Genomic DNA, 14,155 nt, shown 5'->3' on the forward strand with positions numbered 1-14,155 from the left:
GAATGATTGACGAGATGACATTTGGCAATGCGAAAGCCCTGTTTCACACATTGGGCTGCAAATTGAACTTTGCCGAGACTTCCACCATAGCCCGTATTTTTGCCGAAAAAGGCATACGTCGCATTCAAGCCGGAGAAATTCCAGACGTCATAGTAGTAAACACATGTAGCGTGACTGACATGGCCGACAAAAAATGTCGTCAGGCCATACACCGTTTTTCATCACGCTATCCACAAGCCGCCATAATAGTGACCGGTTGCTATGCCCAGCTTAAAAGCGACGAGATAATAGCAATGCCCGGCGTAGACATTGTGGCAGGAACTGACCGTAAACTCCGGCTCACAGAGTATCTTGAAGACTGGATGAAGTCAAGACAGCCGAGCAGCATGGTGACCCCCACCAAGGACATAAGAGAATTCAGCCCTTCCTGTTCACGAGGCGACCGCACACGCTACTTTCTCAAAGTGCAGGACGGCTGCGACTATTGGTGCACCTACTGTACTATCCCCAAGGCTCGCGGACGTAGCCGGTCCGGCACTATTGACAATCTCGTGGCCCAAGCCCGAGGCGTAGCTGAAGAAGGCGGTAAGGAGATAGTGATAACCGGAGTCAATATAGGTGATTTCGGCAAAGGGCGCGATGACACATTCCTCGATCTTATAAAGGAGCTTGACAAGGTGGACGGCATAGAACGTTATCGTATTTCGTCGATTGAGCCCAATCTTCTTACCGATGATATAATAGAATTCGTCGCCGCTTCACGCCGCTTCATGCCCCACTTTCATGTACCGTTACAAGCCGGAAGCGACAAAGTACTGTCATTAATGCACCGTCATTATGACACGACACTGTTCCGTCATCGCATGGAGAAAATAAGAGACGTGATGCCTCACGCTTTTATCGGAGTAGATATTATTGTAGGCGCACGTGGTGAAACCGATGAACTATTTGACCGATCGTTTGATTTCGTCGAGTCGCTCGATATATCACGATTGCATGTGTTCCCCTACTCAGAACGTCCCGGCACACGTGCACTTGAAATCGACCACGTAGTCACACAAGCCGAAAAACATCGCCGCACCAACATCATGCTCAAAGTTTCGGAAAAAAAACTCTCCGATTTCACTTCACGATTCATCGGCACAGTACGGCCCGTACTCGTCGAACACCGGCGTGGCAACCGTCCGATGACCGGTTTCACCGACAATTATCTGAAAGTAGAAATCGCACCCGAAGACTCGATTGCCAACACTATCATACCGGTTATGCTGGATAAGATGACAGATAACGACCCGGGATTAATCAAAGGTGACATAGTACAATGAAAGGATACCGTAGTTACATACCGCTTGGGTGGTTGTTAAACGCACTTGCCCGTATGCCGCTGAAAGTACTATATATATTCAGCGACATACTGTTTGTAGTCATGTACCATATTGTCAGATACCGGCGTAACGTCGCGATGACCAATATAACGGAATCGTTTCCCGACAAGTCACCTGAAGAATGCAGAAAAATATGTCGTGACTTTTTCCGTCATTTCTCGGATTATATCGTAGAGACAGTAAAACTCGGACATATATCGGACGACGAAATAAAACGCCACATAGAATTTACTGGCTGCGAAATTCTCGACAAGTATTTCGACCAAGGACGCTCTATGGTGGTTTACTTCTCGCACTGCGGCAATTGGGAGTGGGCTACGTCCCTGACCCTCTGGATGCGCCATAAACCATCATCTGACTTGGTATATGCTCAAGTATATCGTCCGTTGACCAACAAATGGTTTGACTCATATTTTCTTAAACTAAGAAGCCGCTTCGGCTCGGTATCATATGACAAACGAATGGTATTTCGCCATCTGATTATGTTGCGCCGCGACAATATACAGAGCATAACCGGCTTCATGAGCGATCAGAAACCGAGTCATAATGATCCGGTGCACATAGTCAAATTTCTCAACCATCCCACTGCCGTAATAACAGGCACCGAAACCGTAGTACGTAAACTTGACATGGTGGCTGTATACTGGGATATGGAAAAGACCGGGCGCGGACACTATCGTTTAAATGCCCGCGTCATAACCGACAATGCTTCGGAAATGCCTGAATACGCCATAACCGACACCTATGTCAGGATGCTGCAGGACACCATTACACGTCAGCCGTCCATATGGCTGTGGACCCACAAGAGATGGAAAAACAAAGTAGAATACCCTGCCGACATGCCACGATGAAAAAACCGATTGCCGTAATAATACTTAATTGGAACGGTGAAGCGATGCTGCGCACGTTTCTTCCGGCTGTGATACTGACGACCCCGACCGACATAGCCGACATAATAGTCGCCGACAACGGCAGTACCGACGCATCGCTCTCCATGCTTGAAACAACGTTTCCTGATATCAAAACCGTCAAACTTGACAGGAACTATGGATTTGCTGAGGGTTACAATCGCGCCATAGCCGCCACGCGTTACCGCTATACCGTATTGCTGAACAGCGACGTGGCACCAGCACCCGGCTGGCTTCGTCCGTTGTATGACTACCTTGAAGAAAAAACCGAGACTGCCGCCGTACAACCCAAGATTCTATCTTATATACGACAAGATACATTTGAATATGCTGGTGCAGCCGGTGGATATATAGACTGCAACGGCTATCCATATTGCCGCGGACGACTCTTTGAAACTGTAGAGAAAGACATAGGACAATACGATAGCACAGTATCGGTTTTCTGGGCTACCGGAGCCGCATTGATGGTACGTACCGATGTATATGAATCCACCGGGGGGCTTGATCCTGAATTCTTTGCCCATATGGAAGAGATAGATCTGTGCTGGCGTATAAAACTCGCCGGCCACGACATAGCGGCCATACCGGCATCTACCGTATACCACCTCGGAGGAGGAACCCTGCCGGCATCCAATCCGCACAAAACATACCTCAACTTCCGAAATAACCTCCTCCTGTTGCATAAAAACCTCCCCGATTCATGCAGACGCCGCCGACTTGTCATACGCAGACTATACGACACCTTGGCATGGGGCAAGTACGTACTTACCCTTGATTTTGCCAATGCCGGAGCCATACTGCGGGCCCACCGCGATTTCAGAAAGATGTCAAAAAACTATCGGTCACATCCTGATAAAAATCTGTTGCCATCGCGTCCTAATATAATCCGAGACTACTTTTTATATAGAAAACGATATTTCAACCAATTAAAACACTAAATATAACAACATATAACAATTTGCCATAAAACAAAACCCACACCGGCCCCGTTATAACTTCATAACGTAAACACATTTAGTTACTTTAAATCATTTCATATCATTATGACACTTGATAACACAAAGGGGCAATACATACTGTCCCTCGATCAGGGGACAAGCAGTTCCCGCGCTATCGTATTTGACCGCTCGGGCTCAATCTGCTCCGTGGCCCAGCGTGAATTTGAACAAATATTTCCCCAATCGGGGTGGGTGGAGCATGATCCCCACCAGATATGGGCTTCACAAGCTTCTGTCATCGCCGAAGCCATTTCGAAGATAGACATCAACGGCAAAAACATTGCGGCGATAGGTATAACCAACCAACGCGAGACCACCATAGTATGGGACTGTGACACAGACGAACCGATATACAACGCTATCGTATGGCAGGACCGACGCACAGCCGATTACTGCGACCAGCTGCGCGAGGAGGGCCTCGTCGAGATGATACGTTCAAAAACTGGTCTTATCCTTGACGCCTATTTCAGCGCCACCAAGATAAAATGGATTCTTGACAATGTGCCGGGAGCCCGTAAACGTGCCGAACAGGGCAAACTGATGTTCGGCACCGTCGACTCATGGCTCATATGGCGACTTACGCGCGGCGAGGTACACGTGACAGACGTAACCAACGCATCACGTACTATGCTTTTCAACATACACTCGCTTGAATGGGACAAAGAACTTCTGGAACTCTTCGACATACCGCTGTCAATGATGCCAGAAGTAAAATCGTCAAGTGAAGTATACGGTTATACTACCACAACCATTTTCGCCCACAAAGTACCTATTGCAGGCATCGCAGGCGATCAGCAGGCCGCGCTTTTCGGGCAGATGTGTATCGAGCCCGGCTCTGTAAAAAACACCTACGGCACCGGATGCTTCCTGCTTATGAATACAGGCAACCGCCCCATAGAGTCAAAAAACAAGCTCCTGACCACAATCGCGTGGAAGATAGGCGACAAAGTTTCGTATGCCCTTGAAGGATCCATATTTGTCGGAGGCTCCGTAGTACAATGGCTCCGCGACGGGCTCAAGTGCATAAGCAGTTCAGCCGATGTCGAAGCTCTTGCCGCATCGGTTGATGATACAGACGGTGTATATTTCGTACCAGCTCTCACCGGACTTGGCGCTCCATATTGGGACCAATATGCCCGTGGAGCCATAAGCGGCATAAGCCGAGGCACCACTACCGCCCATATAGCACGCGCGGCACTCGAAGGCATAGCATACCAGACCTATGATATTGTAAAGGCTATGGAGAGAGACTGCGGATTGCCCATAACCAACCTCAAAGTCGACGGCGGCGCATCGCGCAACAATCTACTCATGCAGTTCCAAAGCAATATTCTCGCTACCGAGGTACTGCGTCCACGCATTACTGAGACCACCGCTCTCGGAGCCGCATATCTTGCGGGTCTTGCCATCGGGTTCTGGCCGAGCCTTGACGAAATAAAGGCCCAATGGCAGGTAGAACGCACGTTTGACCCGTCGGGTGACGAGGCCAAGGTGACATCGAAAATCAACGGCTGGCACAATGCAGTTAACCGCGTACTCTCAGAGTATTCACAGAAATAACAAAAGGAGCAGTCATGGAAGTACCACTGTTTATACAATGTGTATTTGAATTTTTAGGCACACTCATACTTGTTGTTCTCGGATGCGGTGTAGTGGCTTGTGTAAGCCTGCGAAAATCAAAAGGCGAAAGTGCAGGATGGATTGTAGTCACACTCGCGTGGGGCCTTGCCGTAATGTGCGGAGTGCTCATTGCCGGTCCTTATTCAGGAGCACACCTTAATCCAGCTGTCACACTCGGACTGGCGGCCGCGGGAAAATTTCCGTGGACTTATGTCATACCGTTTATAGTGGCTCAGATACTCGGAGGCATGCTAGGCGCCATGTTGGTATATGTATTTTACAAAGACCATTTCGACGCCACCGAAGATGCGGAGTCAAAACTCGGAGTATTCTCCACCATTCCGGCCATACGTAACCACAGCCGCAATCTTATAAGCGAAATCATCGGTACATTTGTACTCGTACTCGTCATATTGTTCATAGGCGATGAAGGCAACTCCTCGCAGGTCGGGCTCGGCAGTATCGGCGCCCTGCCTGTGGCTCTACTTGTCGTGGCTATCGGCATGTCGCTCGGCGGCACTACCGGATATGCGATAAATCCGGCACGTGACCTCGGACCGCGAATAGCCCATGCATTGCTCCCCATAAAAGGAAAAGGCTCAAGTCAATGGAGTTATAGCTGGATTCCCATAGTGGGACCGCTTCTTGGCGGAGTCATCGCCGCACTCCTATATTGCGCCATAAAGGCTATGATGTAGCACTACATAGCATCAATCGCCCAACATACGGCCCGGAAGACAATCGACAAGATACTTCCGGGCTTTTTCCCATGGTACGTATATTTCTTCCGAGCCGACCAACAAGTCTACAGGTACCTCGTTGAGGTCGGTGCGGAGGTACATACGCCCGCTGTCGGAACGAAACAGAATAAGCTGCAGATTAGAAGCCATCGGTACAACACGGAAGTTACACCAATGACGTGACACAAGCGAAAAATCATCGGTCATATAGTAACATCCCGGCAAGTGCATAAGCGACAACAAAGGCATCAGAGTCTCGGCATGTCCGAACCGCAGTTGCACATACGCATCATTGTGTCCGGTAATAACGCTATCAATACTGTTTATAATCTCGCCAAGAAGCGGAGACGCGATGTCGGCCGGCAACTTGGACACGGTCGACGCCGTACGCGTAAGATACTGACTCAGATTATTGCATGACCATAGACGGCTATACTCCTCCTCTGTCATGAACTCGGCAATGTCCACATTGTAACTCATAGCGCCGAGCGATGACAAAAAACCGTATTCGGTCAGCGCGAAGTCGCGAAGCTGTTTTTCGGTAGCGCAACATCCGTCACCAAGCGCCCGTACAGCCGGAGTCACAGGAGCATTATCATCAAAAAAGCGTTCATATATGTCATGATACGGCTCCCTCTCACGATAGCGCACATAACTGCTGTCGACTTCAAAAGGCCTTAACAGCCGCGAAGTCACAGGTCCCGACTCGGTGTATATATTCATACGGCGGTGCTCTATAGCCAATTGATGGGTAAACGCATCCATGCTCATCACACAGCGGGGCACATAAGAAGCCATAGCTGTGACGCGACCGCGTACAAAAAGTTCGGGAAAGCTGCGGTACATACGGCGGGCTATACCCTCCTGCTCCGCCATACCCAGAGAATCAAGCATGCCCCATCGGCCTTCGCACATGGTCAGCACATCATCGACTATCGACAGCAACTTACGGCCTACAGGCGTTATACTTCCGAGCGAGTCGGCTTTTAAAAGAGCACTCTTCAATTTCATGGCACGTGCGTCTGAAGAAGGATACCGTGCACCATGACGACCTACATGACTGATCATAACAGGCTTCAATGTGTCGGGATATGCCGCTCTTGCCGACGGTATAGAATATGGCATGGCACTTCCTGCATACTCCGTCATAGTATAGTTAAAATCACCGGCAAAAACTGAAGTAACCGAAATTATTGCCGCAAACAGTACAGTTATACTCTTCATTGTTTTTAAATTTGCAAAAAAGTCTGCATCCATGAGCATACCCTCTCATATATTAAATCTCATAGAGAATAACGCTGTCGACGAAGCTATTGTTTCGCTAGACAGGTTTATCGAGGAATCGGGCGACTCAGCCGAGGCCTATTTTCAGCGTGGCAAACTCCACTGGCAGGCAGGCCACCGTCGCGAGGCCATAAACGACTACCACCGTGCAGTCGACATAGATTCTGCCAGTCCGGCCCGCGAAGCCCTGCGCCTTTCCATGTCAATCATGAACTTCTATAACACGGATCTTTACAATCCGTAACCTGCGCCGGGATATAATATAAGGCAGCCTGCCGGAAGAAAGAATCAATACTCCGGCAGGCCGATGTCAGTATACTTTATGACAATAGACGCTAACGTGACGACGATCGGCTTATAAGCCCGACAATCCACAGTAGCACTATAGCACCTATCACCGATGTTATGAGGCTACCGATAATGCCGCCTGCGGTAATGCCAATAAGGCTGAACAGCCATCCGCCGAGCACACCGCCTATTATACCCACTATAAGATTCACTATAAGGCCAAATCCGCCTCCACGCATTAACTTGCCAGCAACGAAGCCGGAGACTATTCCAATAAGAATGTACCAGATAAAATTCATATTCTCTAAATTTTTAAGGCCGGTTCCGGTCTGTCAGTAAGGCGCCCCCGCACCCGGCAATGTTCTATATCGAAACGACCCTACATTTAAACTTGTTCACGGCATCAGCCTAATAATTTTGAACCGACACCGTCACAACACATTAAATAGCTATGGAAATTCCTAACAATAAACGATTTGTTTAAGTTTTTTTCGGCGAAACCTTTGCCATTAAGTAAATTATCACTACCTTTGCACCGCTTTTCGTAATCTCTGGCAAGACATGCAGCTTGCTATATTGCGTATTATTAACATTTTAACATTCAATCAAAAATGGATTTAATCAAAGTTGCTGAAGAAGCATTTGCCACCGGCAAGCAGCATCCGGAATTCGGTCCCGGCGATACCATCACCGTAGCTTACCGTATCAAAGAGGGTAACAAGGAGCGTATCCAGCAATACCGCGGCGTAGTAATCCGCATCTCAGGCGACGGAGAAAAGAAGCGTTTCACTGTACGTAAGATGAGCGACAACATCGGCGTAGAGCGTATATTCCCTATCGAATCTCCGTTTATCGACTCTATAACCGTAAACAAATACGGTAAAGTACGTCGTGCTAAACTTTACTATCTCCGCAACCTTACCGGCAAGAAAGCTCGTATCAAAGAGCGTCGCATAAAGTAATCAACGACATTGCCAAATCACATATAACAATGCCCGGCTCATAAAGTCGGGCATTGTTATATACTTTAAAAGCATATTACTCGATATCATCGTCATCATCATCGCGACGAGGCGATACGACATACAATATCCATAAGAAAAACGCACACATGACAGCCGCGGCACCAAGCGATACGGCCTGCATGGCAGACGAGTCGCCAATCAAAATAAACACCCACCCGCCTAACAATGCACCACATATACCTACACACACCGCAAAGGCGGTGCTTCTTATCTTAGGCACCAGACGGCCTACCATGAAACCGCCTATAATACCGATGATTGTCCATACAATCCAAAGTGATCCGGCCATAACTCTGTTTTTTTAATTTCTCACATGATATCAAGCGCTCCAGTACTCAAATATGGTGAGCCACACCAGCAGCAGAGCAATCAGTATGCTTACCCCTATCCAAAGCCAAACGGCCACGCGATCTTGCTTTTCTCTCTTCATAGTTACCACAATTAAATAGTCGATTAAAGTGCCGGCCGAAAGCCTGACACTTTAAATCTATAACAATCGCAGCGCCCAATAGTTTTTCAACCATAGAAGTAAGAGTAAAACCCGATAAGATCAACAACCTATAGCACGGCGGAGAGTGTCCACCTGAGTCTCCCACAGCTCCTTGCTGTCATCGAGTTCATCAGGTTCGGCATAATCGGTGACAATCAAAGTGGTATCATCGGTCATCTCGTTGACACTGATGCTCATCTCGAAATATGCACGCGACGTCTCGTCATCCCACCTGAAACGTATAGACAAACCGTCGCGTCTGCCTATGACAGTAGCACACTGCTCCTGTCCGTTCCACTCAAACACGTATTTCTTACCTGCGACACTCACAGCGTCGGCAAACCATTCCTTAAGCCCTGTAGCCGAAGATATATAACTCCACAAAAGGCTTACCGGCACACTGCGCATGGCAAACTCAAGACGAAATTTCTGCTTTTCCATAACTATCGTTTTATGATAAGCTTAATCCACAGATGCGAAATAAATATTTTCCCGCGATACTGACAAATATCTTACGGAATTTATGTATATTTGCACCCGTAAAATGCCCTAAAGGCATTAAGAGGCATACATAGATTTATTCACCAAAATACTAAAAAATTCATGGTAAGTTACAAAGACCTCGGCTTGGTCAACACTCGTGAGATGTTTGCTAAAGCCATCAAGGGCGGATATGCCGTTCCCGCTTTCAACTTCAACAACATGGAACAGCTTCAGGCCATCATCAAGGCTGCTGCTGAAGACCGTTCACCAGTTATCCTTCAGGTATCTAAGGGCGCACGCAACTACGCCAACCCCATTCTGCTCCGCTACATGGCACAGGGTGCCGTAGAATATGCAAAGAGCCTCGGATGGGAAAATCCCCAGATATGCCTTCACCTCGACCACGGTGACAGCTACGAGATTTGCAAAGACTGCATCGACCACGGCTTCTCATCGGTTATGATTGACGGTTCACATCTCCCCTATGAAGAAAACGTAGCTCTTACAAAGAAAGTCGTTGAATACGCTCATCAGTTTGATGTTACTGTAGAAGGCGAACTTGGCGTACTTGCCGGTGTTGAGGACGAAGTTTCTTCCGACCACCACACCTATACCGACCCCGAAGAAGTTATCGACTTCGCTACTCGTACAGGTTGCGACAGCCTCGCTATATCAATCGGTACTTCTCACGGAGCTTACAAGTTCACTCCCGAGCAGTGCACCCGCAACGCCGAGGGTAAACTCGTTCCCCCGCCTTTGGCATTTGAAGTGCTCGACGCCGTTATGGAGAAACTCCCCGGCTTCCCCATCGTTCTCCACGGTTCATCATCAGTTCCTCAGGAGTATGTAGACATGATCAACCACTACGGTGGCAAATTGCCCGACGCTATCGGTATACCCGAAGAAGAGCTCCGCAAAGCAGCCAAGAGCGCCGTATGCAAGATCAACATCGACTCTGACAGTCGTCTTGCCATGACTGCTGCCGTCCGCAAGGTCCTCTCTGAGAAACCCGCAGAATTTGACCCCCGCAAATATCTCGGTCCGGCCCGCGACGAAATGGAAAAACTCTACAAGCACAAAATCGAAAACGTGCTTGGCAGCAAGGATAAAGCATAATATAACACAACAGCTTTATAAAATTAATAGAGGAGACCCAGCTGGGTCTCCTCTATTAATTTTATAAAATGCTATCATCTGAAAAGCAATGGAGCCAACCGATACAGACTGCGACGCCAAGTCAGAAACTCGTGAGCCGTATCGGGAGAAACATATGACACCGCGTTATAACCTGCATTTTTCAAAGCTTCGACAGCCGACGTAACCCTGTCAGGATTTTCTTTGCTTCCACAACTGATAAACACAAGCCCAACTCCACTGTCTTTAAGATCGTCGGGCGCATAAGTGCCCCCACTTAGGAGTCCGTAATATCCGAATGTCTCCGGACGGCGCATAGTTATAAGTTTAGTCTCCACACCACCCATTGACAATCCTGCCATAGCGCGATGTTTTTTGTCAGGAACGGTATTGAAATTTTTGTCAATGTAAGGTACGAGTTCGTCTACGAGAACAGTCTCAAACTCCTTTGCATCAAATTGATTTATCGTACCGAACTTCACGTTATTGGTCATACCGTAAGTCATCACGATTATAAACGGCTCGATTTTGCCTTCGGCAATAAGATTGTCCATAATAAGATTGGCATGACCTTGGTTTGACCATGCGGTCTCATCCTCACCCCATCCGTGCTGCAGATAAAGAACAGGATACTTCTTATCGGTCTTTCCATATTCAGGAGGAGTGTAAACAAACGCCCTGCGCTCTACGCCGGTACTCGGTGAACTGAACAGCACCTGCTGCACATTGCCGTGAGGCACATCCTTAAGGGCATAGAAATCCTTGTCATGAGCGGGTATCTCAATACCACTCTCCCATCGGCACGAGCCATAATAGTTAAGTGCTCCGGGATCATTGAACGCCCCGTCATCAACAATCAGGTGATAGTAATGGAAACCTTCGTCCATAGGCCCCTCGGTAGTCCCCATCCAAGAGCCGTCAGATTGTTTTTCAAGTTTTGTACCTCCCCGACCGCCAAGACCGAGAGTTACAGTTACAGACTTGGCTTCGGGTGCCTCCACACGGAAGCGGGCGTAACCTTGAGAGTTTACCATAGGGTACTCCTTACCGGGCTGGTTTTTACTTGACGGCACAAAATCCTCTTTAACAGAGTCTTGTGCCATTAGTGCCGCGCCTAATAAAACAGACAGAGCACTCGTTGAAATTCGTAATAACGGATTAATCATGATTGAATGTTAGTTAGTTGGTTATTAAGGTTATTATTACAAATTTAAACAATTTCATATAAATTTCAAATATTTTTCACATCAACAAACACAAATAGGCGACATAATACCCACAACAACAACTTCTTAGGACAAAAACAAATTACCTATGCCGGATTCTACATAAAAACGACAACTTTATATATTATATTTGTGCAAAATAACCGCTAACCTTTTTACCATGTACTCAATAAATAATAGAGGCGTATCCGAAGCGCAAACTGTATACAACGGTTTCATTAAATACAAACATACAATATTAATTTGCAGAACGATTTTTCATGCTAATCTTGTGAGAATGAAAATTATATTGTAAATTTGCACGATTGAGAGCCGCTGTGTCGGCGCTCATAATTAATTAACTTATTTATTAACCCGTTAAATGAACGAAGAATTAAAGAATTCTCCCATCGAAGACTTCGATTGGGACGCCTATGAAAAAGGCGACGCCGTCGGTGAAAAGAGCCGCGAAGAACTCACCAAAACTTATGATGAGTCGCTCAACACCGTAAAAGACAAAGAAGTAATCGAAGGTACCATCATCGCCCTCAACAAGCGCGAAGCGGTGGTTAACATCGGCTACAAAAGCGACGGTATAATCCCCGTCAACGAATTCCGCTACAACCCCGACATCAAAATAGGTGACGTAGTGGAAGTATTCATCGAGAATCAGGAAGACAAGAAAGGACAACTTATCCTGTCGCACCGCAAGGCCCGCATGTCACGCTCATGGGAGCGCGTAAATCAGGCTCTTGAAAACGATGAAATCATCAAGGGTTACATCAAGTGCCGAACCAAGGGCGGTATGATTGTTGACGTGTTCGGTATCGAGGCATTCCTCCCCGGCTCTCAGATCGATGTAAAACCCATCCGCGACTACGACATCTTTGTAGGCAAGACTATGGAGTTCAAGGTCGTGAAGATCAATCAGGAATTCAAGAACGTTGTTGTATCGCACAAGGCTCTTATCGAAGCCGAGCTTGAGCAGCAGAAGAAAGAGATCATTTCCAAGCTTGAGCGCGGTCAGGTACTCAAAGGTGTTGTCAAGAACATCACCACTTACGGTGTATTCATCGACCTTGGCGGTGTTGACGGTCTTATCCATATCACAGACCTCTCTTGGGGCCGCGTAAGCCATCCCGAAGAAGTGGTTAAACTTGATCAGGAACTTGACGTCGTTATCATCGACTTCGATGACGAACGCAAGCGCATAGCCCTTGGTCTGAAGCAACTTCAGCCCCATCCGTGGGATGCTCTTGACGCCGATCTCAAAGTGGGCGACAAAGTAAAAGGCAAAGTTGTCGTTATGGCTGACTACGGCGCATTTGTTGAAATCGCTCCGGGTGTAGAAGGCCTCATCCATGTATCGGAAATGTCTTGGTCACAGCACCTTCGCTCGGCTCAGGACTTCATGAAGGTAGGCGACGAGGTAGAAGCTGTAATCCTTACCCTCGACCGCGACGAGCGCAAAATGTCACTCGGCATCAAGCAGCTCAAAAACGACCCGTGGGAAAACATCGAAACCAAATACCCCATCGGAAGCAAGCACACCGCCAAAGTGCGCAACTTCACCAACTTTGGAGTATTCGTTGAGATTGAAGAGGGCGTAGACGGTCTTATCCACATCAGCGACCTCTCTTGGACCAAGAAAATCAAACATCCGTCGGAATTCACCCACGTAGGTGCTGACATCGATGTTCAGGTTCTCGAAATAGACAAGGACAACCGTCGTCTCAGCCTCGGCCACAAGCAACTCGAAGACAATCCTTGGGATGAACTCGAATCGGTATTTACCGTAGGCAGCATCCACAAAGGCAAGATCATCGAAATGCAGGACAAGGGCGGTGTAGTGGCTCTCCCCTACGGTGTTGAAGGTTTCGCAACCCCCAAACACCTCGTCAAGGAAGACGGCACTCAGGCTCAGGTCAATGAAGAACTTGACTTCAAGGTAATAGAGTTCAACAAAGACAACAAGCGCATATTCCTTTCTCACAGCCGCATCTTCGAGGACGAAGCAAAGGCAGAAAAGAACGAAGCTCGCAAAGCCCGTCGTCAGAACAAGAAAGAAGAGCAGCCCGTACTCAATACAACCATTGAGCGCACTACTCTCGGTGACCTTGAGGAACTCGCAGCTCTGAAAGAAAAACTTTCAGGCAAGAATTAATTCTAAAGAGAAATCAATTCAATAGCAAAGGCAAAGGCTGTGTCAACAAAATTGGCACAGCCTTTATAATTTAATAACATGCATGATGTCGACACTTACACAATTACTTGAAGAGAGCCACACCTTGGGGCTTGTCATAGGCTTGAGCACATTTATTATCATCGGCCTGTTTCATCCGGTGGTAATCAAGTGCGAATATCATTTCGGAGTAAGATGCTGGTGGTGGTTTCTCGTCCTCGGCACGATATGCCTCGCACTATCCATAATGCTATATGACGTACTATGGTCATCAATACTTGGAGTGGCCGGCTTCTCGTCATACTGGACAATAAAGGAGATATTCGAACAGCAGGAGAGAGTGCGCAAAGGCTGGTTTCCTCGTAACCCGCGACGCACCTACCCATGGGACAATCCTGAACAAAAATAACATT

Annotated in this window: 15 protein-coding genes; 10 read left to right on the plus strand and 5 right to left on the minus strand. The window is 47.6% G+C overall.

All coding sequences use genetic code 11. From position 1 onward, the window contains the following. Window positions 1-2: 2 nt before the first annotated feature. The 5 genes from mtaB to FW767_RS02030 all read left to right on the plus strand — a co-directional run bounded on the left by mtaB (window position 3) and on the right by FW767_RS02030 (window position 5,609). Window positions 3-1,325, plus strand: a complete 1,323-nt coding sequence (gene mtaB, locus FW767_RS02010; RefSeq protein ID WP_121698180.1) for a tRNA (N(6)-L-threonylcarbamoyladenosine(37)-C(2))-methylthiotransferase MtaB — start codon at window positions 3-5, stop codon at window positions 1,323-1,325. Continuing rightward, complete coding sequence (locus tag FW767_RS02015; protein WP_121698179.1) at window positions 1,322-2,236, plus strand: lysophospholipid acyltransferase family protein; 915 nt, start codon at window positions 1,322-1,324, stop codon at window positions 2,234-2,236. The genes mtaB and FW767_RS02015 overlap by 4 nt, the downstream gene beginning before the upstream one ends. After that, window positions 2,233-3,231 carry a glycosyltransferase family 2 protein gene (locus FW767_RS02020; protein WP_121698178.1) on the plus strand — a complete coding sequence of 333 codons (999 nt, stop codon included), beginning with the start codon at window positions 2,233-2,235 and terminating at the stop codon, window positions 3,229-3,231. Before FW767_RS02015 ends, FW767_RS02020 begins: the two co-directional genes overlap by 4 nt. 105 nt (window positions 3,232-3,336) lie before the next feature. After that, window positions 3,337-4,851, plus strand: coding sequence for a glycerol kinase GlpK (gene glpK / locus FW767_RS02025; protein ID WP_121698177.1), 1,515 nt, complete (start codon window positions 3,337-3,339; stop codon window positions 4,849-4,851). Window positions 4,852-4,865: 14 nt separating this feature from the next. Beyond that, window positions 4,866-5,609 carry an MIP/aquaporin family protein gene (locus FW767_RS02030; protein WP_121698176.1) on the plus strand — a complete coding sequence of 248 codons (744 nt, stop codon included), beginning with the start codon at window positions 4,866-4,868 and terminating at the stop codon, window positions 5,607-5,609. A gap of 12 nt (window positions 5,610-5,621) precedes the next feature. On the opposite strand, the gene FW767_RS02035 is transcribed toward FW767_RS02030, so the two are convergent. Further along, window positions 5,622-6,875 (minus strand): histidine-type phosphatase, encoded by a 1,254-nt coding sequence (locus FW767_RS02035; RefSeq protein ID WP_205523778.1) that lies wholly within the window; start codon window positions 6,873-6,875, stop codon window positions 5,622-5,624. Window positions 6,876-6,906: 31 nt separating this feature from the next. Here FW767_RS02035 and FW767_RS02040 point away from each other — a divergent pair, with 31 nt between their 5' ends. Next, complete coding sequence (locus FW767_RS02040) at window positions 6,907-7,179, plus strand: tetratricopeptide repeat protein (RefSeq protein WP_147438690.1); 273 nt, start codon at window positions 6,907-6,909, stop codon at window positions 7,177-7,179. Window positions 7,180-7,270: 91 nt separating this feature from the next. Here the strand turns inward: FW767_RS02040 and FW767_RS02045 are convergent, their stop codons facing one another. Continuing rightward, window positions 7,271-7,522, minus strand: coding sequence for a GlsB/YeaQ/YmgE family stress response membrane protein (locus tag FW767_RS02045; protein ID WP_121698174.1), 252 nt, complete (start codon window positions 7,520-7,522; stop codon window positions 7,271-7,273). Window positions 7,523-7,834: 312 nt separating this feature from the next. Here FW767_RS02045 and rplS point away from each other — a divergent pair, with 312 nt between their 5' ends. Beyond that, a complete protein-coding gene (rplS, locus tag FW767_RS02050; RefSeq protein ID WP_121698173.1) occupies window positions 7,835-8,185 on the plus strand; it encodes a 50S ribosomal protein L19 in 351 nt (116 codons plus the stop codon). A gap of 76 nt (window positions 8,186-8,261) precedes the next feature. Here the strand turns inward: rplS and FW767_RS02055 are convergent, their stop codons facing one another. Both FW767_RS02055 and FW767_RS02060 read right to left on the minus strand, forming a co-directional pair. Continuing rightward, window positions 8,262-8,537 (minus strand): GlsB/YeaQ/YmgE family stress response membrane protein, encoded by a 276-nt coding sequence (locus FW767_RS02055; protein ID WP_121698172.1) that lies wholly within the window; start codon window positions 8,535-8,537, stop codon window positions 8,262-8,264. A 261-nt stretch (window positions 8,538-8,798) separates the two neighbouring features. After that, window positions 8,799-9,179, minus strand: coding sequence for an START-like domain-containing protein (locus tag FW767_RS02060; protein ID WP_121698171.1), 381 nt, complete (start codon window positions 9,177-9,179; stop codon window positions 8,799-8,801). A gap of 162 nt (window positions 9,180-9,341) precedes the next feature. Here FW767_RS02060 and FW767_RS02065 point away from each other — a divergent pair, with 162 nt between their 5' ends. Then, a complete protein-coding gene (locus tag FW767_RS02065) occupies window positions 9,342-10,337 on the plus strand; it encodes a class II fructose-bisphosphate aldolase (protein ID WP_121698170.1) in 996 nt (331 codons plus the stop codon). Between the two features lie 74 nt (window positions 10,338-10,411). Here FW767_RS02065 and FW767_RS02070 read toward each other — a convergent pair whose 3' ends face one another. Then, entirely contained in the window at window positions 10,412-11,458 is a 1,047-nt protein-coding gene (locus tag FW767_RS02070; protein WP_235897978.1) for an alpha/beta hydrolase-fold protein, read from the minus strand. 484 nt (window positions 11,459-11,942) lie between these two features. Here FW767_RS02070 and rpsA point away from each other — a divergent pair, with 484 nt between their 5' ends. Both rpsA and FW767_RS02080 read left to right on the plus strand, forming a co-directional pair. Beyond that, a complete protein-coding gene (gene rpsA, locus FW767_RS02075) occupies window positions 11,943-13,724 on the plus strand; it encodes a 30S ribosomal protein S1 (protein ID WP_121698168.1) in 1,782 nt (593 codons plus the stop codon). An 85-nt stretch (window positions 13,725-13,809) separates the two neighbouring features. Continuing rightward, a complete protein-coding gene (locus tag FW767_RS02080) occupies window positions 13,810-14,151 on the plus strand; it encodes a DUF4491 family protein (protein ID WP_121698232.1) in 342 nt (113 codons plus the stop codon). The last annotated feature ends 4 nt before the right edge of the window (window positions 14,152-14,155 follow it).

The sequence above is a fragment of the Heminiphilus faecis genome (assembly GCF_008728965.1).
In the GTDB taxonomy this organism is placed as follows: domain Bacteria; phylum Bacteroidota; class Bacteroidia; order Bacteroidales; family Muribaculaceae; genus Muribaculum; species Muribaculum faecis.

Coding starts and splice junctions, on each gene's coding strand:
- FW767_RS02060 (WP_121698171.1), bottom strand. CDS start 9,179: ATGGAAAAGCAGAAATTTCGTCTTGAGTTTGCCATGCGCAGTGTGCCG.
- rplS (WP_121698173.1), top strand. CDS start 7,835: ATGGATTTAATCAAAGTTGCTGAAGAAGCATTTGCCACCGGCAAGCAG.
- FW767_RS02070 (WP_235897978.1), bottom strand. CDS start 11,458: ATGGCACAAGACTCTGTTAAAGAGGATTTTGTGCCGTCAAGTAAAAAC.
- FW767_RS02035 (WP_205523778.1), bottom strand. CDS start 6,875: ATGAAGAGTATAACTGTACTGTTTGCGGCAATAATTTCGGTTACTTCA.
- FW767_RS02020 (WP_121698178.1), top strand. CDS start 2,233: ATGAAAAAACCGATTGCCGTAATAATACTTAATTGGAACGGTGAAGCG.
- FW767_RS02045 (WP_121698174.1), bottom strand. CDS start 7,522: ATGAATTTTATCTGGTACATTCTTATTGGAATAGTCTCCGGCTTCGTT.
- FW767_RS02055 (WP_121698172.1), bottom strand. CDS start 8,537: ATGGCCGGATCACTTTGGATTGTATGGACAATCATCGGTATTATAGGC.
- rpsA (WP_121698168.1), top strand. CDS start 11,943: ATGAACGAAGAATTAAAGAATTCTCCCATCGAAGACTTCGATTGGGAC.
- glpK (WP_121698177.1), top strand. CDS start 3,337: ATGACACTTGATAACACAAAGGGGCAATACATACTGTCCCTCGATCAG.
- FW767_RS02030 (WP_121698176.1), top strand. CDS start 4,866: ATGGAAGTACCACTGTTTATACAATGTGTATTTGAATTTTTAGGCACA.
- FW767_RS02065 (WP_121698170.1), top strand. CDS start 9,342: ATGGTAAGTTACAAAGACCTCGGCTTGGTCAACACTCGTGAGATGTTT.
- FW767_RS02040 (WP_147438690.1), top strand. CDS start 6,907: ATGAGCATACCCTCTCATATATTAAATCTCATAGAGAATAACGCTGTC.
- mtaB (WP_121698180.1), top strand. CDS start 3: ATGATTGACGAGATGACATTTGGCAATGCGAAAGCCCTGTTTCACACA.
- FW767_RS02015 (WP_121698179.1), top strand. CDS start 1,322: ATGAAAGGATACCGTAGTTACATACCGCTTGGGTGGTTGTTAAACGCA.
- FW767_RS02080 (WP_121698232.1), top strand. CDS start 13,810: ATGTCGACACTTACACAATTACTTGAAGAGAGCCACACCTTGGGGCTT.